Annotated in this window: 23 protein-coding genes and 1 tRNA gene; 14 read left to right on the top strand and 10 right to left on the bottom strand. The window is 62.9% G+C overall.

Annotation, left to right across the window (positions count from 1 at the left end; all coding sequences use genetic code 11):
- Positions 1–3: 3 nt before the first annotated feature.
- The gene (locus tag KUW62_RS17515) at positions 4–990 is read right to left on the bottom strand and encodes a LacI family DNA-binding transcriptional regulator (RefSeq protein ID WP_224816744.1); all 987 of its coding nucleotides are present in this window, start codon (positions 988–990) and stop codon (positions 4–6) included.
- Between the two features lie 142 nt (positions 991–1,132).
- On the opposite strand from KUW62_RS17515, the gene KUW62_RS17510 reads away from it, so the two are divergent.
- Positions 1,133–1,209, top strand: a tRNA-Arg gene (locus tag KUW62_RS17510).
- Positions 1,210–1,223: 14 nt separating this feature from the next.
- On the opposite strand, the gene KUW62_RS17505 is transcribed toward KUW62_RS17510, so the two are convergent.
- Positions 1,224–2,471: a urate hydroxylase PuuD gene (locus KUW62_RS17505; protein WP_224816743.1), complete on the bottom strand. Its 1,248-nt coding sequence runs from the start codon at positions 2,469–2,471 to the stop codon at positions 1,224–1,226.
- 95 nt (positions 2,472–2,566) lie between these two features.
- Here KUW62_RS17505 and KUW62_RS17500 point away from each other — a divergent pair, with 95 nt between their 5' ends.
- A complete protein-coding gene (locus KUW62_RS17500; protein ID WP_224816742.1) occupies positions 2,567–3,469 on the top strand; it encodes a LysR family transcriptional regulator in 903 nt (300 codons plus the stop codon).
- Here the strand turns inward: KUW62_RS17500 and uraH are convergent.
- Positions 3,466–3,822, bottom strand: a complete 357-nt coding sequence (gene uraH / locus KUW62_RS17495; RefSeq protein WP_224816741.1) for a hydroxyisourate hydrolase — start codon at positions 3,820–3,822, stop codon at positions 3,466–3,468. The two genes, KUW62_RS17500 and uraH, sit on opposite strands and share 4 nt — an antisense overlap.
- 144 nt (positions 3,823–3,966) lie before the next feature.
- Between uraH and puuE the strand changes: the two genes are divergently transcribed.
- The 6 genes from puuE to KUW62_RS17465 all read left to right on the top strand — a co-directional run bounded on the left by puuE (position 3,967) and on the right by KUW62_RS17465 (position 12,625).
- Positions 3,967–5,388 carry an allantoinase PuuE gene (gene puuE / locus KUW62_RS17490; protein ID WP_224816740.1) on the top strand — a complete coding sequence of 474 codons (1,422 nt, stop codon included), beginning with the start codon at positions 3,967–3,969 and terminating at the stop codon, positions 5,386–5,388.
- Positions 5,385–6,212 carry a bifunctional allantoicase/(S)-ureidoglycine aminohydrolase gene (locus KUW62_RS17485; RefSeq protein WP_224816739.1) on the top strand — a complete coding sequence of 276 codons (828 nt, stop codon included), beginning with the start codon at positions 5,385–5,387 and terminating at the stop codon, positions 6,210–6,212. The genes puuE and KUW62_RS17485 overlap by 4 nt, the downstream gene beginning before the upstream one ends.
- Positions 6,209–6,700, top strand: coding sequence for an ureidoglycolate lyase (locus tag KUW62_RS17480; protein WP_224816738.1), 492 nt, complete (start codon positions 6,209–6,211; stop codon positions 6,698–6,700). The genes KUW62_RS17485 and KUW62_RS17480 overlap by 4 nt, the downstream gene beginning before the upstream one ends.
- 27 nt (positions 6,701–6,727) lie before the next feature.
- Positions 6,728–8,161 (top strand): uracil-xanthine permease family protein, encoded by a 1,434-nt coding sequence (locus KUW62_RS17475; protein ID WP_224816737.1) that lies wholly within the window; start codon positions 6,728–6,730, stop codon positions 8,159–8,161.
- 135 nt (positions 8,162–8,296) lie between these two features.
- Positions 8,297–9,520, top strand: a complete 1,224-nt coding sequence (locus KUW62_RS17470; protein ID WP_224816736.1) for a Coenzyme F420 hydrogenase/dehydrogenase, beta subunit C-terminal domain — start codon at positions 8,297–8,299, stop codon at positions 9,518–9,520.
- 117 nt (positions 9,521–9,637) lie between these two features.
- On the top strand, positions 9,638–12,625 hold the full coding sequence (locus tag KUW62_RS17465) for an error-prone DNA polymerase (protein WP_224816735.1): 2,988 nt from the start codon (positions 9,638–9,640) through the stop codon (positions 12,623–12,625).
- Positions 12,626–12,630: 5 nt separating this feature from the next.
- Here KUW62_RS17465 and pip read toward each other — a convergent pair whose 3' ends face one another.
- The gene (gene pip / locus KUW62_RS17460) at positions 12,631–13,620 is read right to left on the bottom strand and encodes a prolyl aminopeptidase (protein ID WP_224816734.1); all 990 of its coding nucleotides are present in this window, start codon (positions 13,618–13,620) and stop codon (positions 12,631–12,633) included.
- A gap of 69 nt (positions 13,621–13,689) precedes the next feature.
- Between pip and ubiG the strand changes: the two genes are divergently transcribed.
- Entirely contained in the window at positions 13,690–14,436 is a 747-nt protein-coding gene (gene ubiG / locus KUW62_RS17455; RefSeq protein ID WP_224816733.1) for a bifunctional 2-polyprenyl-6-hydroxyphenol methylase/3-demethylubiquinol 3-O-methyltransferase UbiG, read from the top strand.
- A 29-nt stretch (positions 14,437–14,465) separates the two neighbouring features.
- On the opposite strand, the gene KUW62_RS17450 is transcribed toward ubiG, so the two are convergent.
- From KUW62_RS17450 to KUW62_RS17440, 3 genes are read right to left on the bottom strand one after another with little or no spacing between them, the layout of a single operon-like run.
- Positions 14,466–14,915 (bottom strand): MarR family winged helix-turn-helix transcriptional regulator, encoded by a 450-nt coding sequence (locus KUW62_RS17450; protein WP_224816732.1) that lies wholly within the window; start codon positions 14,913–14,915, stop codon positions 14,466–14,468.
- A gap of 57 nt (positions 14,916–14,972) precedes the next feature.
- Positions 14,973–15,233, bottom strand: coding sequence for a glutaredoxin 3 (gene grxC / locus KUW62_RS17445; RefSeq protein WP_224816731.1), 261 nt, complete (start codon positions 15,231–15,233; stop codon positions 14,973–14,975).
- A gap of 35 nt (positions 15,234–15,268) precedes the next feature.
- On the bottom strand, positions 15,269–15,997 hold the full coding sequence (locus KUW62_RS17440; RefSeq protein ID WP_224816730.1) for a ComF family protein: 729 nt from the start codon (positions 15,995–15,997) through the stop codon (positions 15,269–15,271).
- A gap of 115 nt (positions 15,998–16,112) precedes the next feature.
- Between KUW62_RS17440 and KUW62_RS17435 the strand changes: the two genes are divergently transcribed.
- Entirely contained in the window at positions 16,113–16,919 is an 807-nt protein-coding gene (locus KUW62_RS17435) for an SAM-dependent methyltransferase (protein WP_224816729.1), read from the top strand.
- Positions 16,920–16,921: 2 nt separating this feature from the next.
- Complete coding sequence (gene hemH / locus KUW62_RS17430) at positions 16,922–17,980, top strand: ferrochelatase (protein ID WP_224816728.1); 1,059 nt, start codon at positions 16,922–16,924, stop codon at positions 17,978–17,980.
- 325 nt (positions 17,981–18,305) lie between these two features.
- Here the strand turns inward: hemH and KUW62_RS17425 are convergent, their stop codons facing one another.
- From KUW62_RS17425 to KUW62_RS17415, 3 genes are read right to left on the bottom strand one after another with little or no spacing between them, the layout of a single operon-like run.
- Positions 18,306–18,704: a (deoxy)nucleoside triphosphate pyrophosphohydrolase gene (locus tag KUW62_RS17425; RefSeq protein WP_224816727.1), complete on the bottom strand. Its 399-nt coding sequence runs from the start codon at positions 18,702–18,704 to the stop codon at positions 18,306–18,308.
- Positions 18,701–20,092 (bottom strand): bifunctional glutamate N-acetyltransferase/amino-acid acetyltransferase ArgJ, encoded by a 1,392-nt coding sequence (argJ, locus tag KUW62_RS17420; RefSeq protein ID WP_370632908.1) that lies wholly within the window; start codon positions 20,090–20,092, stop codon positions 18,701–18,703. Before argJ ends, KUW62_RS17425 begins: the two co-directional genes overlap by 4 nt.
- A gap of 25 nt (positions 20,093–20,117) precedes the next feature.
- Positions 20,118–20,960 (bottom strand): peptidylprolyl isomerase, encoded by an 843-nt coding sequence (locus KUW62_RS17415; protein WP_224816726.1) that lies wholly within the window; start codon positions 20,958–20,960, stop codon positions 20,118–20,120.
- Positions 20,961–21,199: 239 nt separating this feature from the next.
- Here KUW62_RS17415 and secA point away from each other — a divergent pair, with 239 nt between their 5' ends.
- From secA to KUW62_RS17400, 3 genes are all read left to right on the top strand, one after another.
- Positions 21,200–23,908, top strand: a complete 2,709-nt coding sequence (gene secA, locus KUW62_RS17410; RefSeq protein WP_224817147.1) for a preprotein translocase subunit SecA — start codon at positions 21,200–21,202, stop codon at positions 23,906–23,908.
- Between the two features lie 161 nt (positions 23,909–24,069).
- A complete protein-coding gene (locus KUW62_RS17405; RefSeq protein ID WP_224816725.1) occupies positions 24,070–25,047 on the top strand; it encodes a hypothetical protein in 978 nt (325 codons plus the stop codon).
- Positions 25,048–25,068: 21 nt separating this feature from the next.
- Complete coding sequence (locus tag KUW62_RS17400; protein WP_224816724.1) at positions 25,069–26,622, top strand: phosphate ABC transporter substrate-binding/OmpA family protein; 1,554 nt, start codon at positions 25,069–25,071, stop codon at positions 26,620–26,622.
- Positions 26,623–26,632: the final 10 nt, after the last annotated feature.

The following is a 26,632-nucleotide window of genomic DNA, read 5'->3' as shown; positions in this document are numbered from 1 at the left end:
TGCCTATCGCGCCCGCACCGTGTCACCGGGCAGAAATTCCGGCTCCAGCCGTACAACCTCGGTGGTCAATTCGTTGGCCACCATCAGCTCTGCCGCGCGGCGACCGATGGCTTCGCGCTGGCTGTCCATGGTCGCGATGCGCATCGGCAGGCCGTCCAGCACCTCGAAGGAATTGAACCCGGCCATTCCGATGTCGCCGGGGATCGAAAGGCCCTTGTCGAGGCAATAAAGCAACCCGCCCGCTGCATTCATGTCGGTGTTGTAGTAGAGGAAATCCAAGCCGGGCGTGCGATCCATCAGGGCCTGCGTCATGCCACGTCCGGTGCCGAAGCCCGACGCGCCGTCATAGAAGATCTCATCGGCAAGCTCCAAGCCCGCCTCCGCCAGACCGGCGCGGAAGCCGCGATAGCGTTTCTGGGCGCGCGCATCGGCGATGGAGCTTGAGCCGAGGTAGCCGATCCGCCGATAGCCCCGTGCGACGATTTCGGCGGCCATGGCGCGCCCGGCGGCCTCGTGGCTGATCCCCACGGCAGCGGCGACCGGATCGCCGTCCACGTCCATGACCTCGACTACCGGCACACCGGCATTGCGCATCATCGCCCGCGCCGGTTCCGTATGCTCCAGCCCCGCCACGATCAGGCCGGAGGGGCGCCACGAGAGCATCTCGTAGATCACCTTCTCCTCCTTGTCGGCATCGTATTGGGAGGTGCCGATCACTGGCTGCAACTCCGTACCGTCAAGCACCGCGCCAATGCCGTGGAGCACGTCGGGAAACACCATGTTGGACAGGGACGGGATCACGACGCCCACCAGGTTCACCCGGTTCGACGCCAGGGCGCCCGCAATCTTGTTGGGAACGTAGCCCAGCGTGCGCGCCGCCTCGAACACCCGCTCGCGAGTGCGGTCCGACACGTCGCCCCGGTTGCGCAGGACCCGGCTGACGGTCATTTCACTGACGCCCGCTGCATCGGCCACGTCACGCAGGGTCATCTGGGGTTTGCCGTCGAATGGATTGCGTCCGCGCAAGGGGTCGTCCTTTGGTCGTGTGCGCCTTTCGCCTTTGATACGCCCGCAACGCGCAGCACCGCAAGGGATTGCGGGATGCCGGCAAATCACCGAAAACGGATCGGCTGGCCCCGTGGCTCAACTGGATAGAGCAGCCCCCTCCTAAGGGGCAGGTTGCAGGTTCGAATCCTGCCGGGGTCGCCAGCCCGCTTGCCGGATCAATCCGCTGCCGCGATGTCCCGGTTCAGGCCGCGATACCAGCGGATGATCTGGATCCGTTCCTCGTCCGTCATTCCGGTGATATTACCGGGCGGCATCGCGTTGCTGAGGCCGGAATGGAGGTAGATGGACCGCGCGTTGAGCGCGATCTGGGCGTCGTCGTCCAGGCGCACGTCGCGCGGGGGCCAATTCACGCCGGGCCACACGGGCTCCGCGTTGTGGCACATGGAGCAACGGCCGAGCACGGTATTGCGGACATCGTCGAAATCGGCGGACGCGGTGACGTATTCCAGCGCGTCGGGCACCACGACCTCTGCCTGCCAATCGTAATCGCGGAACATCGGGGCGGAGGACAGCCACATGATGATGACGAAGATCACGGCACTTGCGCCCCAGGTCCAGTGGGGCCGGCCTTTGCCCGAATGCATCGAGTTGAAATAGTGCCGGATCAGCACCCCCAGCAGGAACACGAGGGACGCAATGATCCAGGAATAATCGGTGGCGAACGACAGCGGGTAATGGTTCGACAGCATCAGGAAGATGACGGGCAGCGTCAGGTAATTGTTGTGGGTCGAGCGCAGCTTGGCGATCTTTCCATATTTCGCATCCGGCACGCGCCCCTCTTTGAGGTCTTTCACGACGATCCGTTGGTTCGGCATGATGATGAAGAACACATTCGCCGTCATGATCGTGGCGGTGAAGGCCCCCAGATGCAGAAGCGCGGCGCGCCCGGTGAACACCTGGTTGTAGCCCCAGGCCATGACCACGAGGATCACGAACAACAACAGCATCAGGAGCGTCGGGCGGTCCCCTAGCGGGCTTTTGCACAGGAAATCGTACAGCACCCAGCCGATCGCCAAGGATCCGCCCGAGATCAGGATAGCCTGAAACGCGCTCAGCTCGATCTTGTCGTAGTCGATCAGGAACATCTCCGCCCCGCCCCAATAGACCAGCATCAGCAGGGCAGCACCGGACAGCCACGTCCAGTAACTTTGCCATTTGTGCCATGTCAAATGTTCGGGCAGGCGAGCGGGTGCGACGTTGTATTTGACCGTGTTGTAGAACCCGCCGCCGTGAACCTCCCACTCTTCGCCGGTGGCGCCTTCGGGAAGGTCGTCTGCGGGCTTCAGCATCAGGTCGAGCGCGATGAAGTAGAACGACGCGCCAATCCACGCCATCGCCGTGATGACGTGCAGCCACCGCACGGCAAACGCCAACCAATCTGTGAATACGGCTAGATCATACATCGCGCGGCCCTCCTGACATCCGGGACACGCTATACTGCCCATCGGCTATATGATAATTCACGATTATCTGCATCAGCTTCAAAAAAAGCCGAATAATGACCAACATCAACAATATCCGCATGTTCACCCGCGTCTATGAATTGGAGAACATGTCTGCCGCCGCCCGTGATCTGCGCGTCTCCGCCGCCGTGGCGTCATCGCGGATCGGGGAATTGGAGAAGCGTTTGGGGATTCGCCTGTTCACCCGGACCACGCGGTCGATCCAGCCGACGGAACAAGGGCGCATCTTCTATCCCAAGGCGATCAAGGTGCTGGAGGCGCTGGAAGAAGCCGAGGCCGCCGTGCACGAGATCACGCTGAACCCGCGCGGGTCGATCTTTGTCTCGGCCCCGCTGGGGATCGGGCGGCGGCTGATCGCGCCGAACGTGGCCCTGTTCCACGAGAAGTACCCCGATGTTCACACCCGCCTTCGTCTGTCGGACCGCGCGCTGGACCTGATGGGCGAAGGGCTCGACGTGGCCTTTGTCGTCGGGAACCCGCCGGATTCCGGGCTGCGGATCAAGCCGATCGCCGAGTTTCCCCGCGTTCTATGCGCCGCGCCGTCCTATATCGAGCGGCGGGGCATGCCGGTGGATGGCAGCGACCTGATCAATGACAATCACGCGTGCCTTCTGTTGCGCTTTCCCGGGTCCACCGAGTTCAGATGGACCCTCAGCACCAGCGATGGCTACGAGAAATTCGACGTCACGGGGCCGTTTGCCTGCGACGACGGGGATGTGTTGACGGCTTGGGCCTTGGATGGGCGCGGGATCATCAACAAGCCGCTTTTCGAGGTGGAGGATCATCTGGCATCCGGCGAATTGGTCGCCGTCTGCGAGGCCTCCAACCCCCTGCCCGCACAACTTGCAGTCCTTTACCCGCACAAGAAGAACCAAGACCCGAAAAGCCGGTTCTTCATCGACTTCATGTCCGAACGGCTGAAAGCCGCATTGGCCTAGCTGCCGCGATAGGTGCCGTAGCTGAAGGGGCTCAACAGCAGCGGCACGTGGTAATGGGCCTCCGCGTCAGACATGCCGAAGCGGATCGGTATTTCGTCGAGGAACAATGGATCATCCCCGGCCTGACCCGTGGCGCGCAGGTAATCGCCCGCACAGAAGACCAGTTCATACGAACCAGTCTCAAAGCTCTCCGCAGGCAGGATCGGGGCATTGGTGCGCCCGTCATCGTTGGTCACGACCTCCAGAAGCTTGCGATGGGAATTGCCGGACAGCTTGTAGAGCATGATTTTCAGCCCTGCCGCCGGGCAACCCCGGGCCGTGTCCAGAACATGTGTTGTCAGATATCCCGCCATGATGCACCTCTTTGCCTTGGTTCCCTGTCACTGAGACATGGGAGATTGCTTTGAAATGCAAGAAGCTCTGAAACACTTTCAACTTTTTCTTGAAAGACCGAAGCGTCCTCGCGGTTTATGCGAAGATTGGGATAGGAGTGCAATTTGAAACGATATGACCGCGATATGTCCGGATATGGGTCGACCCCGCCGGCGGCTGAATGGCCCGGTGGCGCGAAGATCGCCCTCCAATTCGTCCTCAATTACGAGGAGGGGGGTGAGAATTGCATCCTCCACGGCGATGCCGCATCCGAGGCGTTCCTGTCCGAGATCGTCGGAGCCGCCGCTTGGCCCGGGCAACGGCACTGGAATATGGAGTCGATCTATGAATACGGCGCGCGGGCCGGGTTCTGGCGGTTGCATAACCTGTTCACATCCCGCGACCTACCGCTGACGGTCTATGGCGTGGCGACAGCCTTGGCCCGATCGCCGGAGCAGGTGGCCGCAATGAATGCCGCGGGGTGGGAGATTGCGAGCCACGGTCTGAAATGGATCGAGTACAAGGACTTCACCCCGGAGGACGAGCGCGGCCACATCGTGCAGGCCAAGGCGCTGCACGAGGCCGTCACGGGGCAGGCGCCGCGCGGGTGGTATACGGGGCGGTGCTCCGAAAACACGGTGCGGCTGATCGCGGAAGACGGCAGTTTCGACTATGTTTCCGACAGCTATGCCGATGATCTGCCCTATTGGATCGACGTGGCCGACCGCCCGCAGCTGGTGATCCCCTACACGCTCGACGCCAACGACATGCGCTTCGCCACGCCGCAGGGGTTCAACACCGGCGATCATTTCTTTGCCTATCTCAAGGACAGCTTCGACACGCTCTATGCGGAAGGGCAGGCAGGCGCGCCCAAGATGATGAGCGTTGGGATGCATTGCCGCCTTCTGGGACGCCCCGGCAGGGCGGCGGCGCTGGCACGGTTCCTCGACTATGTGCAGGGCCATGACGACGTCTGGGTCGCGCGCCGGATCGACATTGCGGAGCATTGGATGAAAACGCATCCCTACAAGGCGCCGGACCTGCGCCCGTCCCGCATGTCGAAAGATGATTTCGTGGCCGCGTTCGGCAGCATCTTCGAGCATTCTCCGTGGATCGCCGAGCGCGTCTTTGACGGGGAGCTTGGGCCCGCCCATGACAGCGCCACCGGCATCCATGCCGCCCTTACCGTGCAATTCCGGCTGGCGAGTGAAGAGGGGCGGCTGGGCGTGTTGAACGCACACCCGGATCTTGCAGGCAAGCTGGCGCAGGCCAAGCGGCTGACGGCGGAATCGACGTCCGAGCAATCGTCGGCCGGGTTGGATGCATTGACCGATGCCGAACGCCAGACCTTCACGGACCTCAACACGCAATATGTGGCGCAGTTCGGCTTTCCCTTCATCATCGCCGTACGCGACCATGACAAGGCCAGCATCCTGTCGGCCTTTCACGAGCGCCTGACCCATTCCCGCGACGCAGAATTCGCCGAGGCCTGTCACCAGGTCGAACGGATCGCGCTTCACCGATTGAGGGATTTGTTCGCACAATGACCGAACGCCGCACATATTTTGCGCCCCAGGGCGGGCTTGCACCACAGACGCAGGTGCTGACCGATCGGGCCGTGTTCACCGAAAGCTACGCGGTGATACCCAAGGGGGTGATGCAGGATATCGTCACCAGCGCCTTCCCCTTCTGGGATGACACCCGAGCCTGGGTCCTGGCCCGGCCCATGACCGGCTTTGCGGAAACCTTCGCACAATATGTGATGGACGTGGCACCGGGTGGCGGATCGGACAGGCCAGAGCCCGATGAGACGGTTCAGGCCGGGATCTTCGTGATGGAAGGCGAGGTCGAGATTACCCTTGGCGACAGCGCCCGTACCCTGACCCCCGGTGGCTATGCCTATCTTCCTGCCGGCAGCGGTTGGAGCCTGCGTAATCGGACGTCGGGCCACGCAAAGTTCCATTGGATCCGCAAACGTTACCAACCCGTGGAAGGGTTGGACCGCCCCGAGCCGGTCTTCACCCATGACGATGACGTGGACCCTGTGCCGATGCCGGACACGGACGGCGTCTGGTCCACAACCCGCTTTGTCGACCCCAGCGATTTGCGCCACGACATGCACGTCAATGTCGTGACCTTTCAGCCGGGTGGTGTGATCCCGTTCGCGGAAACCCACGTGATGGAACACGGGATTTACGTGCTGGAAGGCAAGGCCGTCTATCGCCTCAACCAGGATTGGGTGGAGGTTGAGGCGGGAGATTTCATGTGGCTGCGCGCCTTCTGCCCGCAGGCCTGTTATGCCGGGGGGCCGGGGCCGTTCCGCTACCTGCTCTACAAGGACGTCAACCGGCATCCGGCGATGCACCTATGAGATCGCTTGTCGCCACTGCGATCACGGCGGAGGCTTTCAAGCCCTACGGCGAAGTGATCGAAGTCGGCACAGTCCAACCGCTGTTGATCAATGCGGGGATGTGCAACCGGTATACCGACCTTGCGACATTCGACATCGAAGACGGCACAGTCGGGCTTAGCCTGTTCCAGGCGACGCTGCGCGACATGCCGTATACCTGCGACCTGCTGGAGCGTCATCCGCTTGGCTCCCAATGCTTCATCCCGATGTCCGACGCCGCGTATCTCGTGATCGTCGCGCCCGACGACGGGGGCCGACCCGGCCCCGCTTCCGCATTTCTGGCCACCCATTCGGTCGCCGTAAACCTGGCACGCAACACCTGGCACGGCGTTCTTGCGCCGATCGCCGGGTCCGGCCTTTTCGCCGTAATCGACAGGGTCGGCGATGGCCCCAACCTTGAGGAGTACCGGATGGAGGAGCCGGTGCTTGTCACATCAACGAAACGGTGACGACAGGTCATCTGGAGGGACAAGAAGATGGCTGACAACAGCATCGGAACGCCAGCGCAGCTCCGCGATCCGAATTACACACCGGCGCTTCACCGCGCGGTTCCACTGGGCATCCAGCACGTGCTGGCCATGTTCGTATCAAACATCACGCCCGCGATCATCATCTCCGGCGCCGCCGGGTTCGGGTTCGGCTCCGATGCGGGGGCCAATGGCTTCCCGGACATGACATACCTGATCCAGATGTCGATGCTATTCGCAGGCATCGCCACGCTGTTCCAGACGATCGGCCTGGGGCCCGTGGGCGCGCGCCTGCCGATCGTCCAGGGCACGTCTTTCGCTTTCATTCCGATCATGATCCCGCTTGTCGCAGGTCAGGGGGTCGAGGCGCTTCCGGCACTGTTCGGCGGGGTCGTCGTGGGCGGTCTGTTCCACGCCGTTCTGGCGACGTTCATCGGCAAGATCCGCTTCGCCCTTCCGCCGCTTGTCACCGGCCTTGTCGTTACGATGATCGGCCTGGCGCTGGTGAAGGTCGGCATCCAATACGCAGCCGGCGGTGTTCCGGCGATCACCCAGCCGGAATACGGCAGCCTTCTGAACTGGGGCGCGGCGCTTGTGGTCGTCTTCGTGACGCTCGGGTTGAAATTCTTCGCGCGTGGCATGCTGTCGGTATCCGCCGTTGTGATCGGCATCATCGCGGGCTACATCTATGCGCTGATGTTCGGCATGGTCACGTTCGAGGGGATCGGAACTTCTTGGGGTCGCGCCGCACCCTTCGCCTTGCCCGAGCTCTTCCGCTACGGCTTCGAATTCTCGATCGCGGCGGTTGTCGGCTTCTGCCTGATGGCGTTCGTGTCGGCGGTCGAAACCGTCGGCGATGTGTCGGGCATCACCAAGGGTGGCGCGGGGCGCGAGGCGACCGACAAGGAAATTTCCGGCGCGACCTATGCCGATGGTGTCGGCACCGCGATTGCGGGCCTGTTCGGTGGCTTCCCCAACACTTCCTTCAGCCAGAATGTCGGACTGATTGCCATGACCGGCGTGATGAGCCGCCATGTCGTGACCATCGGCGCGCTGTTCCTGATCCTGTGCGGTCTTGTGCCGAAGGTCGGCGCGGTGATCCGCACCATCCCGATCGAGGTTCTGGGCGGTGGTGTCATCGTGATGTTCGGCATGGTCGTGGCCGCAGGCATCTCGATGCTGTCGGACGTGAACTGGAACCGCCGGAACATGGTGATCTTCGCGATTTCGCTGTCCGTTGGTCTGGGCCTGCAACTTGACCCGCAGGCGGTGCAATACTTGCCCGAGACGCTGCGCATCCTCATGACCTCGGGCCTTCTTCCCGCGGCATTGATCGCGATCGTGCTGAACCTCGTTCTGCCGGAGGAGCTGGCCGCCGAATCCACCGAAGAGGTATCGGGCGGCATGGCGGGTCACGGCGAAGGCAGCTTGCCCAAAAGCTGAGGCACTTGGAAAATCGTTTGCCATAGGCAGCTCCGGTGCGGATCGGGGCTGCCTCTTTCATTGGGGCACACACGCTCAAGTTGACTTGCACACCCTATCGGGCAGAAGATGCGTCGTTGTCCGAAAGCCATCCCCATGCCCCGAGACACCCGTGCAGATATCCCCATTGCCCCGCAGCTTGGCGGCGGGCCGCGGCCGGGATTGTGCACCGATTGCGGGATCAGCCGGATGGGGGACGGCAAGGCATGTGGCAAAGCCTGCCAATTCATCCAGCCCGATTATCCGGGCGCGGAACGGCGCGTCCATGGGCGTGTCACGGACCCCGATAGAGGGGAAGAGGCGTTTTTTGGCGTCACCCAAGCCATGCACCGTGCCCGTCTGCGCGTTCCCGCCTCCGGTGCGCAATGGACGGGCCTGACCACGGAATTGGCGGCTGAACTGCTCCGCTCCGGCACCGTGACCGCCGTGCTTACGGTCGCCCCGGACCCGGAGGATCGCTGGAAGCCCCTGCCTGTCATCGTGACGGAACCCGAGGGGCTGGCCCAATGCCGCGGGATGCGGATGGGGTTTGGCCCCACGCTGGCGGCGCTGGAGCCGGCAATGGAGGCCGGGCACAAGCGCATCGCGGTGATCGGAATCCCCTGCCAGGTCTACGCACTTCGGCAGATCGAGGCGGATTTGGGGTTGGAGCGTCTATACGTCATCGGAACCCCGTGTTCGGACAACACGACCACCGAGAAATTCCACGATTTTCTTGCGCTTCTGGACGAGCGGCCCGATGCGATCAGCTACCTCGAATTCCGAGCCGATTATCGTGTGGAGTTGCGCTTTGACGATGGAAGGCCGACCCGCGTGGTGCCGTTCCTGCAATTGCCGATCTCAAAGCTGCCGCCCGATTTCTTCCCCCTGACCTGCAAGACATGCGTGGATTATACCAACCGGCTGGCTGACATCACCGTGGGCTATATGGGCGGCGATGGGGATCAATGGGTCATCACCCGCAATGTAAGCGGGGCGGAGATGTGGGAGGCGATTTCAGATCGGGTGGCCATCCGTCCGCTGACAGACAAGGGCAAGCGCGAGGGCGCGGTGAAGGGATTTCTCGCCAACACGGAGCGGGCGGCGGGCGGGATGCCGTTGCGCTCCATGCCCGATTGGCTGCGTCCCGTGGTGTCTTTCCTCCAGCCAAGGATCGGGCCACGGGGCCTCGAATTCGCCCGGGCGCGGGTGGAGATGAAAGCCATCGAGACGATCCTGCACCTGCGTCGCGCCCATCCCGCCCGGGTCAAGAACATGGTGCCTGAGCATGTCTGGCGCGTGGCTGAGCGTTACGGATTGACGCGCAAAGACGGGGAGTGAAGGGGGGCTTTGCGCGTCTTGCTCGTTTTAATGCTGAGCTTGACCCTGGGGACTGTCCACATGGTTTCGGATCAACCCACTCCCAACAAGAACAAAACGTGAATATACTCCGCGCCTATGGGATTCGCGGAACTCTCTATCACGTCCAACTTCACCTTCCTCACGGGCGGTTCTCACCCCGAGGAATATGCAAGACGTGCCGCTTTTCTTCAGTTGGATGCCATTGCCATCGCCGATGCGAACTCCGTCGCCGGTGTCGTTCGCGCCTGGTCGGAATTGCGCAAGATCCAGCAGGAGATAGACGACGCGAAAGCCGCCGCCGCTGATCCGATCGGCCCACCGCGCCCCGATCACGTTCCCCCGGCGCCGCGCGCGCCGATCGACCATGTGCCGCGTCTTCTGCCTGCCAGTCGCCTGGTCTTCGACAACGGGATGGAGATCACCGCCCTGCCGAGGGATCGCGAGGGCTGGGGCACTTTGTGCCGGTTGCTGTCGACCGGCAGGCTCAGGGCGGAGAAGGGGAAGTGCGACCTGAGACTGGACGACCTTATGGAGCGGAATGGCGGGCTGACCCTGCTGCTCCATGCGCCGAGGCGGGTCACGAAACGCTGGCTGCGTGCGGCCGAACGGATCGCCCCCCTGTCCCCCTATCTGTGCCTGTCACCGATTTATGACGGGCAGGACAGCGTTCGCTTTGGCGCGCAGACACGGATCGCCGGAACCCTGGGCCTGAGAACCGTCGCCTCCGCCCGTCCGCTGATGCACCATGGTCGCCGTCGTCGCCTGAGCGATGTTCTGACCTGTATCCGCCAGGGTATTCGGGTGGAGGATCTGGGCACCGCCGCGCAGGCCAATGCCGAACAACGCCTGCGCAGCGAGACGGAGATGCGCAACATCTTCAACGGCCATGAAGACGCCGTTGCGCGCAGTATGGAGGTCGTCGACGGGCTGCGTTTCGACATTCAAAGCCTGCGCTACGAATATCCGTCCGAGATCACCGGCAACGAAACCGCCGCTGAGCGTCTGCGCCGCCTTGCCATTGAGGGGCTGCGATGGCGCTATCCCAAGGGCGTGCCCGAACGGGCGGAGCGGCAGCTGAACCATGAACTTCAACTGATCAAGAAGCTCGGCTATGAGCCCTATTTCCTGACGGTGCATGACATCGTGGCCTTCGCGCGATCCAAGAACATCCTGTGCCAGGGGCGGGGATCGGCGGCCAATTCGATCACCTGCTACGCGCTTGGCGTCACATCGGTCAGCCCCGAGGTCGGGACAATGGTGTTCGAACGCTTCGTGTCGGAGGCCCGCAACGAGCCCCCCGATATCGACGTGGATTTTGAACACGAGCGTCGCGAGGAGGTGATCCAGCACATCTACGAACGCTATAGCCGAGAGCGCGCGGGCCTGTGCGCCACGGTGATTCATTACCGCGGCAAGCGCGCCGTGCGGGAGGTCGGAAAGGCGATGGGCCTGTCGGAAGATATCCTGTCGGCGCTCAGCTCCCAGATCTGGGGGTCGTGGTCCAAGACCGGGCCGGAGATGGAGCGGATGCGCGAGATCGGCCTTGATCCGGACAGTCCGCGCCTGGCCCAGACCATTCACCTGATCGAGGAGATCATCGGTTTCCCGAGGCACCTGAGCCAGCATGTCGGCGGCTTTGTCATCACCGAAGGGCGTCTGGATGAACTGGTGCCGATCGAAAACGCCACGATGGCCAATCGCACGGTCATCTGCTGGGACAAGGACGACATTGACGCGCTCGGCATCCTGAAGGTGGATGTGCTGGCCCTGGGCATGCTGACCTGCATCCGGAAGGGCTTTGATCTGCTCGTGGAGCATCACGAAACGACATACACGCTGGCCACCCTGCCGCCCGAGGATCCGGTGGTCTATGACATGCTGTGCCGGGCCGATTCCCTTGGGGTGTTCCAGGTGGAAAGCCGCGCGCAGATGAATTTCCTGCCCAGAATGCGGCCGCGTTGCTTCTATGACCTGGTGATCCAGGTCGCCATCATCCGCCCTGGCCCGATCCAGGGCGACATGGTGCATCCGTTCATCCGCCGCCGGAACGGGGAGGAAGAGGTCAGCTTCCCTTCAGACGAGTTGGGGCGGGTTCTGGGCAAGACCCTCGGGGTGCCCCTGTTCCAGGAACAGGCGATGCAGATCGCCATCACCGGGGCGGGCTTCACCCCCGATGAATCAGACCGCCTGCGCCGGTCACTGGCGACGTTCAAGAAGCACGGCAATGTCAGCGATTTCCGCACGCGGTTCCTGAAGGGCATGGGCGACAAGGGCTATGAGCGCGACTTCGCGGAGCGGTGTTTTTCGCAGATCGAAGGCTTTGGCTCTTACGGGTTTCCCGAAAGCCACGCGGCGAGTTTCGCCCTGCTGGTCTATGCGTCGAGCTGGCTGAAATGCCACCACCCCGGCATCTTCGCCTGCGCGCTTCTGAATGCTCAACCGATGGGGTTCTACGCCCCCGCCCAGATCGTGCGGGACGCGCGGGAACACGGGGTGGAGGTGCGGCCCGTCTGTGTGAACCAGTCGAAATGGGAAAACATCATGGAGCGCACGGAGGCCGGGGACCTGGCGCTCAGGTTGGGGTTCCGGCAGATCAAGTCGATGCGCGAGGATGAAGCCGAGTGGGTCGTCGCGGCACGGGGCAATGGCTATCACGCGGTGGAGGATGTCTGGCGGCGTGCAGGGGTCGATGCTCGCATCCTCACGATACTGGCCGAGGCCGATGCCTTTGCGGCCTGCGGCCTGTCGCGGCGCGACGCGCTCTGGGCCGCCCGTGCTTTGACGCCGCGCAACGAACTGCCCCTGTTCGCGGGCGATCTGGATGGCGAGGGGATCGTGGAGCAAGCGGTCTTGCTGCCGCAGATGAGTGAGGGGGAGCAAGTGGTGGAGGATTACGTGTCGATGCGGCTGACGCTCAGGACCCATCCCGTGGCCCTGATCCGCGACCGGCTGAGCCCGGGGATTGATCCAAGGCTTCTGGAACCCGTGGCCCCAGCAAAGGTCGAAATCGACACGGAAGAGAAACCTCAACCTCGCACGGCTTTGCCCGCACCCAACGCGATCGGAACCGCCACGTTACAGTGACGGCGTCACAACCCGAATTTCGGGCGCTTGTCCCCCACGGCCTTCATCACGCGTACGAGTTCCTGGCTGATCCCGGCCTCGCTCAGGGCATGGCCGGCACCACGCACCATGTGCAGGCGGCCCGCGGCCCAACCCCGCGCAAGCGTATGGGCAGAGATCGGGGGGCAGATCATGTCGTACCGGCCCTGCACGATGGTGCCGGGGATGTGGGCGATGCGGTGCAGATCGCGCAGGATCTGGCCGTCTTCCTCAAGAAAGCCCTTGTTGACGAAATAGTGGTTCTCCAACCGGGCAAAGGCGCGCGCGTAATCCGCGGGGCTTTCGCCGCCATGGCCGTCACTGTCCATCGACGCCAGCGCATTTTCCCACGCGGCCCAGGCGCGGGCGAACCGCGTCTCCACCATCAGATCACCGGAGAACAGGCGCCGGTTATAGGCCGCGATCAGGTCGCCCCTTTCCTCCTCCGGGACAAGGCTGACGAACCGCGCCCATTGATCGGGCCAGAATTGCCCCGCGCCGCCGCCATAAAACCAGTCCAGTTCTCGCTGCATCGACAAGAACACGCCGCGCAGGGCCAGATACGCCACCGGGCCTGGATGCGCCTGCGCATAGATCAGGCCCAGGGTCGCACCCCAGGATCCGCCGAACACGGCCCAACGATCAATGCCCAGGGTGTGCCGGATGCGCTCGATATCCGCGACAAGGTGCCAGGTCGTGTTGCCCTTGGTCGAGGCGTGGGGCCGCGACCGGCCGCATCCACGCTGGTCAAACAGGATCACGCGCCAGACATCGGGATCGAAATAGCGCCGCATCGCGGGGCTGCATCCACCGCCCGGCCCGCCATGGAGGACCACGACAGGCGCACCGCGCGGGTTGCCGCATTGCTCCACATAGATGTGATGGCCGTCGCCCACATCCAGCATGCGCTGATCGAAGGGGTCGATCGGCGGGAACAAATGCGCGGCTGCGCGCTTTTGGCCGGAGAACTTATCCATTGTCCTCCTATATAGACCGTTGGGTCGGGAACGACACGCCCGGAATTGCACGATGAGCGAGGGATTTTCATGAGCGCCGCACCTCAGACAACCGTCGATGACGCCGAGATCGCCAAGTTTGAGGCGATGGCCGCCGAATGGTGGGATGTCGACGGCAAATTCAAACCGCTCCACATGCTCAACCCCACGCGGCTGGATTACATTACCAGCCAGATCGCGGCGGAGTTCGGGCGCGACCTGAAGGCAAACGCGCCGTTTGCGGGCCTGCGCATCCTCGATATCGGGTGCGGCGGCGGTTTGCTGGCAGAGCCGATGGCACGGCTTGGGGCGGACGTGGTCGGTGCCGACGCGGCGGAGAGGAACATCCCCGTGGCGCAGGTTCATGCGGAACAATCGGGATTGAAGATCGACTATCGCCACACCACGGCGGAGGCGCTGGCTGACGCGGGTGAACAATTCGACGTCGTCCTCAACATGGAAGTTGTCGAACACGTGGCCGATCCGTTGGCCTACCTGACCGCATGCCAGCAACTTCTGAAGCCTGGCGGGTTGATGATCTGCTCTACGCTCAACCGGAACCCGAAAAGCTACCTCATGGCGATCATCGGGGCGGAACATGTGATGCGCTGGCTTCCCAAGGGCACCCATGAATGGTCGAAATTCATCACTCCGGACGAGTTGTTCGACCTCATCGGACAGGCCGGTTTGGACCCGGTGGACCGCAAAGGATTCGTCTTCAACCCGATCCTGTGGACCTGGGGATTGAGCGACCGGGATCTGAGCGTCAACTACGTCACGGCATCCGTGAAGCGGTGAGGTCGCGATGATGCGCAAGGACGCCCATCCTACATCTCCCCGTCGCCCTCCAGCTTGACGCGCATGTCGCGCATGACCGGCAGGGTGGAGCGCACCTTGTCCGCCCCGATCTCCGACACCGCCTCTGCAAGGATCGGCGCGATGGCCGAGATCGCGGCATCGCGTGCACGGCGGCCAGCAGGGCTGATGGAGATCATCTTGCGCCGTGCATCGTCCCAATCAGGCCGCACATGGATATGGCCCGCCCATTCCAGCCGGTTGAGCGTGTTCGTCATAGCCCCCCGGGTGAGGTGAAAGGCACGCGCCAGTTCCGCAGGGGTCTTTTCGTCCTGCACGCGGCTGAGGTGGTTGAGCACGGAGAAGTGGCTCAACTCCATCCCCTTAGGCAGCGCCTTGGACAACCGCGCCCGGGCCAGTTGACCCACCATGAAAACCTCGCTGAACAGCGCGACGGAGAGGGGATCATCGGAGGTCGACATGGGCCGGATAAAAACGCCGCAGCGCGGCGTAACGCAACCCTCAACCTTGCCGCTGGGTCACTCCGCCGCGAGCAGCGGGTCCAGCTTGCCCGACCGGTCCAGAGCTGCAAGGTCGTCGTAGCCGCCGATATGGCTGTCATCTATGAAGATCTGTGGAACCGTATGGCGCCCGTTGGCGCGGCCCATCATCTCCTGCCGCTTGGCGGGATCGGCGGCGACATCCACCTCGGAAAAACGGACGCCCTTGTCGTTCAGCATCCGCTTGGCAGCATGACAGTAACCGCACAGCGGCGATGTGTAGATTTCGATCATGGGCATGTCCCAGAGCCTCCCGACGGTGTTGCCGGGATAACCTATGTGTCTGGTCCGACGCGCGCTAGGGCAAGGACGCACACATTTTTGGCACCGGCCCGACGACAGGCTTGGGTGGCCGCGGAAAACGTCGCGCCGGAGGTCATGACATCGTCGATCAACACCACGTCGCGCCCGTCCAACGCTGCCGCATGGCGTGGGTGGGGCGTAATCGCCGCGTCGAGATTGGCAAAACGCGCTTCACGGTCTCGTCCGTCCTGGGTCGGGGTAAGCCGTGCCCGCAGCAGCGCCATCGGGGCAACCTCCGCATTGATGTGCCGGGACAGGGCATGGGCCAGCAGCGCCGCCTGATTGAAGCGTCGGCGCGCGAGCCTTGTCCAATGTAGGGGGATCGGCACCAGAACAGGATCGTCCAAGGGTACATCGTCAATGGCGCGCGCCATCCACGGACCGGCGGCGCGCGCGACCTCCGCCCGATCCCCGTGCTTCAGGGCAAGCACAAGTTTTCGCCCGACACCGTCATAGGCGAAGACCGCGCGCCCGTGGTCCCAGGGTCTGGCGATACGTTCGCAATCGCGGCAGGTCAGAGCCTCCCCCCGGTCCGGGGTCTGCCCGGGTAGGCCGGTGCCGCACAGGTCACAAGCCGCGCCGAGCACGAACGGCGTGTCGCCCCAGCACGCGCCGCAAATCGCAAAGGAATCCTCCACCATCGTTCCGCAATTCAGGCATTCGGGCGGGAAGACCGCGTGTAGGATTGATTGCAATCTCACCAGCGGCTCCTAGATTGCCGCGGGTTGACCTTGGCCCGGCAGGCAGAACGTGCAGATCCCATCCCAAACTCCTTCCCTGACAGATCCGCGAGCCCTCGCCGCACGCCGCGCGCGCATGTCCGACGACGCCCGCTTCCTCCACGACGAGGCGATGTCTGAAGTGCAGGAGAGGCTGCAAGACGTTAACAGAACGTTTACAGCACCCGCGATCGTGACGGATTTTCCGAAAATCTGGCAGGAATTGATGCCGGACGCGCGGATCGTACCGATGGCGGAGGTGCTGGATCTGGATGCGGGTGACCATGACCTCGTGCTCCACGCCATGTCGCTCCATTGGGCCGATGACCCGGTGGGGCAGGTCGTGCAATGCCGCCGCGCCCTGCAACCTGACGGACTTTTTCTTTCGGTCGCCTTCGGTGGCGCCACCCTGCAGGAGCTTCGCGCGGCCCTGGCGGAGGCCGAGACGCGCGTGACCGGCGGGCTCAGCCCGCGCGTCGCGCCAATGGCAGAAATCCGAGAAATGGGCGGCCTTTTGCAACGGGCGGGTCTGGCACTTCCGGTGGCCGACAGCTTCCGCAAGATCGTGACCTATTCCAACGCCATCGCGCTGATGCATGATCTGCGCGCCATGGGCGAGGGAAATGCCCTGGCCGGCCGGCACAGGGCAATTCCGCCCCGCGCATTGTTCCCAACGGCCGCCGCGATCTATGCCGAGTCGTTTCCGGCAGAACAAAATCGCATCCAAGCGACGTTTGAATTCGTATTCCTTACAGGATGGGCGCCCCATGAGAGCCAGCAGAAACCCCTGCGGCCCGGTGCGGCGACGTCCCGTTTGGCCGACGCGCTGAGCACAACCGAATTTGACGAGGCCGCCAATCCGGTCCATGACCGGCCCGACGACGAAAGCCCGAACAGCAAATGAACATGATGCAAGCGACCCCCGCGCCAGCCCTGAGCCATGCCCCTGCCGATCACCCCAAGGTGACATTCGGAAAAGTCGGCGTCCTTCTGGCCAATCTCGGTACGCCCGACAATCACGATTACTGGTCGATGCGCCGGTATCTGAACGAATTTCTGTCGGACAAGCGGGTCATAGATTACAGCCCGTGGATCTGGCAGCCTCTCTTGCAGCTTATCATCCTGACAAAGCGGCCATTTTCATCCGGCGCGGCCTACAAGAGCATCTGGAACGAGGAAGCGGGGGAAAGCCCGCTGATGACGATCACCAAGCAACAGACAGCCAAGATGAAGGCACTGATGGCCGAACGTTATGGCGATGACGTGATCGTCGATTTCTGTATGCGGTACGGCAATCCGTCCACCAAATCCAAGGTGGATGAATTGGTGGCCCAGGGCTGCACGAAGATCCTCTTCTTTCCCCTATACCCGCAATATGCGGGCGCGACATCGGCCACAGCCTGCGACCAGTTCTTTCGCAGCCTAGAGAACATCAAGTGGCAGCCGCAGGTCCGCACGGTGGAGCCGTACTATGAACATCCGCTCTATATCGACGCGCTCGCGAAGTCGGTCGAGCGTGCCTATGGGCAGATGGAGGTGAAGCCCGATGTGCTTGTCGCCAGCTATCACGGTGTGCCGAAGCGGTACCTGATGGAAGGCGATCCCTACCATTGCCAATGCCAGAAGACGACGCGCCTGTTGAGGGAGCGGTTGGGTTGGGCCGACACGGATATCGTTACAACGTTCCAAAGCCGGTTCGGCCCGGAGGAATGGTTGCAGCCTTACACGGTCGAGGAGGTTGCGCGCCTGGCGGAGCAAGGCAAGAAGCGGATCGCGGTGATTGCCCCCGCATTCTCAGCCGACTGCATCGAGACCCTGGAAGAGATCAACGAAGAGATCGCCGAAAGCTTCGAGCATGCGGGTGGGGAGCACTTCACCTACATCCCCTGCCTCAACGACGACGACGCCCATATGGGCGCCTTGTCCACGGTGGTCGAGGAAAATTTGAAGGGTTGGCTGGACTGATCCGGGCCGCGCGGCGGCTCAGGCCGCTTGGGCAGACCCCACGGGACGCCCGGTGAACAATTGCTCACCGACACGCACGGTGACGAAGCCGTTCGACAGGCGTTTCACGAAATTGCCTTGGATGGACACGCATGTCCCAATCACGACGGTTGTGAGCACAATCAATTCCCCCCGGATGAATGTTCCCTTAATGTTAGCAATATCGGTTAACAAATCACTTAAAAAATGGTGATTGTTTTCCACTTTCTGCCGATTTTCGCGCCGTTAGGCGCATTTCGCGGACGTTGAGTACAGCCAGACCGGTAATCGCTCCCGCATTCGCGTATCAAAGCCAGTCGCGGAGAATCGGGATCAGCGGGACGTCGGCGGCGGGCATGGGATAGTCGCGGAGCGCATTCGGCCGCACCCAGGCCAAGACCTGCCCTTCCCGCGATTGCGGAACGCCGTCCCATTTCCGACAGGCGAAGAGCGGCATGAGCAGGTGAAAGTCGTCGTAGGAATGGCTGGCGAAGGTCAACGGAGCAAGACAGCTTTGCCAGGTGTCGATCCCGAGTTCTTCCTGAAGCTCCCGGATCAGGGCGGCTTCGGGCGTCTCCCCCGGTTCCACCTTGCCGCCGGGAAATTCCCACAGGCCCGCCATGGATTTTCCCTCGGGCCGTTGGGCCAGAAGAACCCGTCCGTCAGCGTCGATCAGGGCGACGGCAGACACCAGGACGGTCTTCACGAACGGTAATCCGCGTTGATGTCGATATAGGCGTGCGTCAAGTCGCAGGTCCAAACCGTCGCGCTGCCCCGGCCAAGGCCCATGTCCACGTCAATCAGAAGATCCGACTGCTTCATGTAGGCGGCGCCGTCCGCCTCCTTGTAGCTTTCCGCGATCCATCCGTTTTCGGCCACCAGAACGTCGCCGAACCGGATGGTCAGGCGATCCCGGTCCGCCGTGGCACCGGATTTGCCGACGGCCATGACGATGCGGCCCCAATTCGGATCCTCCCCCGCAATGGCGGTTTTCACCAGCGGGGAATTGGCGATGGAACGCGCGACCTTGTCGGCATCGCGGGCGGATTTTGCGCCGCTGACGCGGACCTCTACGAATTTCGTGGCGCCCTCCCCGTCGCGCACAATCTGATGGGCCAGATCCAGCATCACCTTGTCGAGCGCGGCGGCAAAGGCCTTCCCCTCCATCGAGCGGCCCGACGCAAGCGGCACGTTGCCTGCGGCACCGGTGGCGGCCATCAGAACGGTGTCGGATGTGGAGGTGTCGCTGTCCACGGTCACGGCATTGAAGCTGCCTTTGGTCGACGCGCTCAGCATCGCTTGCAGACCGTCTTGGGTGACGGCGGCGTCGGTGAAGATATAGCCAAGCATCGTCGCCATATCCGGTGCGATCATGCCGGAACCTTTGGCGAATCCCATGATCGTTACCGGGACACCGCCGACATCACAGGTTGCGACGGACCCTTTCGGGAACGTGTCAGTGGTCATTATCGCGCGTGCGGCCGCCTCAGCCGCGTCAGTCTTCAGCATTTTGGCCATGGCCGGCATAGCATCGGTGATCTTGTGGGCTGGCAAAGGCTCCCCGATGACACCGGTGGCGGAGGTGAAGATATTGTCGGCGGGCAGTTTCAGCGCCTTCGCGGCGGCCTTGGTGATTGCGTCGACATCCGACACGCCGCGTTGACCGGTGAAGGTATTGGCATTGCCGGAATTCACAACGATTGCGAACCCGTCCGAAGCCTCTTCACCCAAGCGAGCGAGCTTGGCCTGGCAATCCAAGACGTTGGCCGACCGCGTGGCCGACGTGGTGAAGACCCCGGCAATGGTCGATCCCGCTGCGATATGGGCCAGCATGACGTCGACACGATTCTTGTAGCGGACGCCCACCGCATCGGCGGCAAAGCGCACCCCTTCGATCACGGGAAGGTCGGGAAAGGCGTCCGGCGCAAGCGGCGAGACCTTGAGCTTGGTCCCGCCCGTCGCCACGGCCAGCTTGGTCTTCACCTTGCCCGCCTTGTCGGGCTTCGGAGAGGCGGATTTCCCCGCCTTCCCCTTTTTCTTCTTCACGTCGTCGGACTTGTCCGCTTTCTTTTTCTTCTTCTTGTCCTTGGCCAAGGGCCCCTCCCGACGTTTGAGCCGATTATTCGGCGATCAGGTCGAGATTGCGGATGACTGCGGCGTCAATGTCAAGTTCCGGGCGGTCGATCTCTGCCTCGGCGGTCAGTTCTTCCAGGCGCGTATCTACGCGCGCGCGGCGCAGACCCTCTTCCAATTCGGCGGCCACATCCTCCAGCGTCGGCAGCGGCTGCTCGCGAATTTCATTGAGAAGCACGACGTGCCAGCCGAATTGCGTCTGGACGGGGGCGGAAACTTCGCCGGGCTCCAACGCGACGACGGCGTCTTCGAATTCGGGTACCATCATGCCGGCGGTGAACCAACCCAGCGCGCCGCCATTGGGTCCCGAAGGGCCGATGGAATGCTCTGCTGCCAATTCCGCGAAATCCGCGCCCTCGCCCAGTTGCGCGATGATGTCCTGCGCCTCTTCCTCGGTTTCCAGAAGGATGTGCGCGGCGTTCATTTCGACCACCGGCTCGGCCTCACCGTAGATGGCGTCGTATTCGGCCTGAAGCTCTTCTTCGGTCAGTTCGGCCATCGCGACATCGTCCATGTAGAGCGCGGCAAGAAACGCGCGGCGCTCGTTCTCAAGCCCAAGGCGCATTTCCGGTGTCAGCTCTGCGGCCTCTGCCGCGTCGGCCAGAACCTGCTGCTGGACCAACTGCTCCAACATTCCGTCAAACAGGACCGCATCGGGGAGTTGCTGATATTCAGCTGGAAGCATCTGGCGCATGGCGATCAGGTGGCCCACCGTGATCTCGGACCCATTCACGGTCGCCAGCACTGTATCACCGCTGACATGACCATCGGCATAGGCCGGAACAGCGAGGCACGCGGCCATCGCGACGGAGGCGAAAAACGTCTTCATTGGGGAAAATCCTTTGTCTGGTTGCGACCCACCCGTACATCACGTTGCCGGGGGCGGGATCGCCTTACGTTGACTATCATCGGACCGCCCCTTATCTCGCATACGGGTTTCGCATCGGGGCCTTGGCCGTTGCCTTGGTAAATAGACCGCCGCGATGGGTCGAACAACCCGGGAACCCAACACGATATGGTTAGATGAATTCGGCCCGCCAGACCGGGCCGTGGAAGAGGTTGAACGACATGCTCGGATTGGGATCTATTGCAAAAAAGGTCTTCGGCTCGCCGAATGATCGCAAAGTGAAAGCCGTCCGTCCGATCATCGACCAGATCAACGCCCTGGAACCCGAATTCGAAGCGTTGAGTGACGAGGGCCTGATCTCCAAGACCGAGGAATTCCGCAAGCGCGCCATGGATGGCGAGAGCCTGGACGATCTGCTGCCCGAAGCCTTCGCCAATTGTCGCGAGGGTGCCAAGCGCGCCCTTGGCCTGCGGGCGTTCGATGTGCAGTTGATCGGTGGCCTGTTCATCCATCAGGGCAATATCGCCGAGATGAAGACGGGGGAGGGCAAGACACTCGTGGCGACCTTCGCCGCCTACCTCAACGCGCTGAAGGGCGAAGGCGTCCACGTGGTGACGGTCAACGACTACCTGGCCAAGCGCGACAGCGAATGGATGGGCAATGTGTTCAGCGCGCTCGGCATGACCACAGGCGTTGTCTATCCGCGCCAGCCCGAGCCGGAAAAGCGCGCAGCCTATGCCTGCGACATCACCTATGCCACCAACAACGAGTTGGGCTTCGATTACCTGCGCGACAATATGCGCGGGTCCATCGCGGAGATGGCGCAGCGCGGGCATAACTTCGCGATTGTCGATGAGGTGGATTCGATCCTGATCGACGAGGCGCGGACGCCGCTGATCATCTCAGGCCCGACGCAGGACCGCTCGGAGCTTTACGTCTCCATCGACAAGGTGATCCCCCATGTGAAGGAAGAGCACTTCACGCTCGACGAAAAGACACGTCAGGCGACCTTCACCGACGAGGGAAATGATTTTCTGGAAGAGGTCCTGCACGAACAGGGGATCCTGCCGGAGGGTCAGTCGCTTTACGATCCCGAAAGCACAACCATCGTTCACCACATCACCAACGCGCTCCGCGCCCACAAGGTGTTCCACAAGGACAAGGAATACATCGTGCGCGACGGTGAGGTCGTGCTCGTCGACGAATTCACCGGCCGCATGATGCCGGGCCGCCGCATGTCCGAAGGCCTGCATCAGGCGATCGAGGCCAAGGAAGGCTGCAAGATCCAGCCGGAAAACGTGACCTTGGCCAGCGTGACGTTCCAGAATTACTTCCGCTTGTACAGCAAGTTGGGCGGGATGACCGGTACGGCGGCGACGGAGGCGGAGGAATTCGCGTCCATCTACGGCCTCGGCGTGGTGGAGATCCCCACCAACCGACCCATCGCCCGCGAGGATGAGGATGACGCCGTCTTCCGCACCAGCCGGGAGAAATACGATGCCATCGTCGAAGCGATCGAGGAAGCTCACAAGAAGGGCCAGCCGGTCCTTGTCGGCACGACCTCCATCGAAAAGTCCGAGATGTTGGGCCAGTTGCTGACCAAGGCGGGGCTGCCGCACAATATTCTCAACGCGCGCCAGCACGAACAGGAAGCGCAGATCATCGCCAACGCGGGCAAGTTGGGTGCGGTCACCATCGCGACGAATATGGCCGGTCGCGGCACCGACATCAAACTGGGCGGCAATGTCGAGTTCAAGATCATGGAGGCCATCGCCGCGGACCCCGATGGCGATCCCGAGGACATCCGCGCGCGCATCGAAGCGGAGCACAAGACCGATGAACAGGCGGTCAAGGATGCGGGGGGGCTGTACGTGTTGGCCACCGAGCGCCACGAAAGCCGCCGGATCGACAACCAGCTGCGCGGCCGGTCGGGCCGACAGGGCGATCCGGGGAAGTCCAGCTTCTTCCTGTCCCTTGAAGATGACCTGATGCGCATCTTCGGGTCCGAACGGCTGGACAAGATGCTGTCGACGCTTGGAATGAAGGAAGGCGAGGCTATCGTGCACCCGTGGGTAAACAAATCGCTGGAGCGCGCGCAGGCCAAGGTCGAGGGGCGCAACTTCGACATCCGCAAGCAGTTGCTGAAATTCGACGATGTGATGAACGATCAGCGGAAGGTCGTCTTCGGTCAGCGCCGTGACATCATGGGCGCCGAAGACATCGCCGAGGTCGCCAAGGACATGCGCGACCAGGTGATCGAGGACATGATCGACACCTACATGCCGCCCAAGACCTATGCCGACCAATGGGACGTCGCGGGCCTGAAAGAGGCGGCGCAAAAGGTGCTTGGCGTCGACATGGATATCGAGAAATGGGCGGATGAAGACGGTCTGGACCAGGAAGAAGCGACCGAGCGGCTCGAACGCGCGGCGGACGAATACATGGCGTCCAAGGCCGTGCAATTCGGGCCCGAACAGATGCGCAACATCGAAAAGCAGGTGCTGCTGCAGACGATCGACCAGAAATGGCAGGAGCATCTTCTGACGCTTGAACATCTGCGGTCTGTCGTGGGTTTCCGCGGCTACGCGCAGCGCGACCCGTTGAACGAATACAAGACCGAGAGCTTTCAGTTGTTCGAAGGCATGCTGGACGGGCTACGCGCCGACGTGACGGAAAAGCTCGCCCGTATCCAGCCGCTCACCCCCGAACAGCAGGAGCAGCTTCTGGCGCAACTCAAGCAGCAGCAGGAGGCGGCGCAGAAGCAGCTGGCCGGTGCCAATGTGGGAAGCGATGCGCCCGCGCCAAGCGCCGATGCGGCCCCCGGTTTCGTCGAAGAAGATCCGACGACCTGGGGCAATCCGGGGCGCAACGATATGTGCCCCTGCGGGTCCGGCAAGAAGTTCAAGCATTGCCACGGGCGGCTGAGCTGACCGGCTGATCCCCATTTGACGACAGTGGAGGGAAATCGCCCCGGTTTTCCTCCAATTCCGGCACAATCGCGCCCTATTCGTGGTCGATACATCGAAGCCTGACCATAGGCGGAGTGTGTCCGATGACGTTGAATTCCATTGTTATCAAGATTTCGGCCGGAATGATTTTGGTGACTGGCTTGGTGCTGTTCGCCGCACAATCCGGCGCGCTTGACCGCTTCCGCGACGCGCAGGCCGCCCATGCCGGAACCGAGATCGCGGAGGAGCGTACGCTCGTGTCGTCCTCCCGGCCCGAGGGGGCTGGCCCGATCCTGCCGCAAATTGTGGTCAGTTCGGACGTGCGCCTGCCCATGGCGGCGGAACCAATCGCGCCCGAGGCCCTGACCGCACCCACCGGCTTTCCCGACGCCGCGCCGGATGTTCCGAATGCACCTTTGACCGAGGCGACGGAACTCAGCCCGCTTGGCTTGCCGTGCGACGTGACCGTGTCGGCCAGCCCGATGCCCGCGGCGATGGTCGCACTGGACGTCATGGCGCCCTGCCGGGCAGAGGCTGCGGTTGAGATCGCCCATGCCGGTCTGCTTCTGACGGCGCGCACGGATGCCCTTGGACTTCTGACGCTGGACATCCCCGCCTTCGAAACCCCCGCCTTCTTTTCCGTGACCTTCGGCGATGGCACCGAGGAAACCGTTCTTGTCGGCCTTCCGGACCTGCGTGATTACGACCGTATCGGCCTTGGCTGGCAAGGCAACATGGGGCTTGAGCTGCACGCGATGGAGTTTGGCGCGGCGTTTGGCGATGATGGGCATGTCTGGCAGGAATCCCCGGCCAGCCCGGATGCTGCAATGGATGGCAGCGGCGGTTTCCTGAGCGTGATCGAGGCCGGTGAAAGCTTTGCCCAGATCTACACCTTGCCCCGCGCAACCCTGCGTGAAGGCGACAGCGTGCGCCTGTCCATCGACGCGCCGGTGACGGAGGCCAATTGCACCCGCGACGTCGTGGCCCGCACATTGCGCGCAGAGGGCGGCGGACCCGTGGATGTCAGGGAACTAACCTTCACGGTCCCTTCGTGCGACGCGGTCGGCGACGTTCTGGTCTTGCAAAACCTTCTGGACGACCTGAGACTCGCATCCAACTGAGGTTTCACACCGGATATATCCATGTCGAAATGGATCGGGGCGGCCATCGGAGCCGCCCTTTTCACGTTCCCCGCCATCTGCGCCTTCGCCCAGGACGTGGAGCTGCGCTCGCTCGACGGGACGGTGGAGCTTGAAGGCAACCTGATCTCCTATGATGGCGCGTTCTACCGGCTCGACACGGTCTATGGCGCGCTGACGGTCTCGGCCGAAGGGGTGTCCTGCGCCGGGCCGGGCTGCCCGGACCTTGCGACTTTCGTGGCGGAAGCGCGGATCGCGGGTGCGGCCACCATCACCGAAGGGCTGCTGCCGGCCTTGCTGGAGGCATTCGCGGACACGCAGGGCATGGCGGTGGGGGAAGAGATCTCCGATGGCAACCCGATCTATGTTCTGCGCCGCCCTGACGGATCCGACGCGGCCAGATTCTTCGTGAACCCCGGAAGCACCGATGACGGGTTTCTCGCACTGCTAAATGGCGAGGCCGACATCGCCTTGGCCCTGAGGGAGCCCAGCGTGGCGGAGGTGCGCGCGGCGGAAACCGTAGCACCGGAGGACCCGCCGCTGGACGACCGCGTGCGCGTCTTGGCCCTTGACGCGCTTGTTCCCGTCGTCTCCGCCGAGAACCCGATAGACACGCTGTCCTTGCCGGATATTGCGCGCCTGTTTTCCGGCGAAATGACGAATTGGCAGGAATTGGATGGACCGGACGCGCCGGTGGCCCTGCACCTTCTGTCGCCGGGCCTCGGTCTGGCGCAGGCCTTTGCGGCGCGCGTATTGCTGCCGTCCGATGCGGGCCTGTCGCAGGACGTGATCCGGCACGACACGGCGGAAGCCTTGGCCGAAGCGGTCGCGGCGGATGCCTATGCTGTCGGTATAACGGCCAGATCCGGCGAAGGACCGGCCCGGGCGCTTCCCTTGATCGGAGCCTGCGGCTTCCCGCAAAGCGCCACGGGCGACGCCGTGAAGGCGGAAGATTATCCCCTGACTGCGCCTGTCTACATGTACCTCGCACCGCGCCGCCTTCCCTTGCTGGTGCGCCAATTCCTGGCCTTCACCGAGACAGAGGAGGCGGAGCGGCGCGTGCGGGAGGCCGGGTTCGTCGACCAGACGCTGACGCGCACCCCGCTGGCATTGCAAGGTGAGCGGCTGACCAACGCGATCCGGGCGGCGGGCGAAGACGTGGAACTGTCGGATCTGCAGGAGGTGGTGGAGGTTCTGGGCCACGCGGAGCGGTTGTCGACCACGTTCCGCTTCAATCCTGGCGGGGCCGATTTGGATATTCAGTCCCGCGCCTCCATCGCGCGGTTGGCCGCGGCAATCGAACGGGGAGCCTTCGATGGACGGCGCCTGATTTTCGCAGGGTTCTCCGACGGCAATGGCCCCTCGACGATTAACGCAAGGCTCTCACTCCGCCGGGCCGGTGTTGTGCAGGACGCGCTGCTTGCGGCAGCCGGTGCCGCCGCGCCTGACCGGGTGGAGATGGTGACACATGGATTCGGCGAGGCGATGCCGATGGCCTGCGACGACACAGATTGGGGCAGGGCGGTGAACCGACGTGTGGAGGTCTGGTTGGATTGATGCCTGCAAC

Source organism: Hasllibacter sp. MH4015, assembly GCF_020177575.1.
GTDB lineage: Bacteria > Pseudomonadota > Alphaproteobacteria > Rhodobacterales > Rhodobacteraceae > Gymnodinialimonas.
The sequence above is the reverse complement of the archived record's forward strand: the minus strand, read 5'-3'. Positions and strand labels throughout refer to the sequence as shown.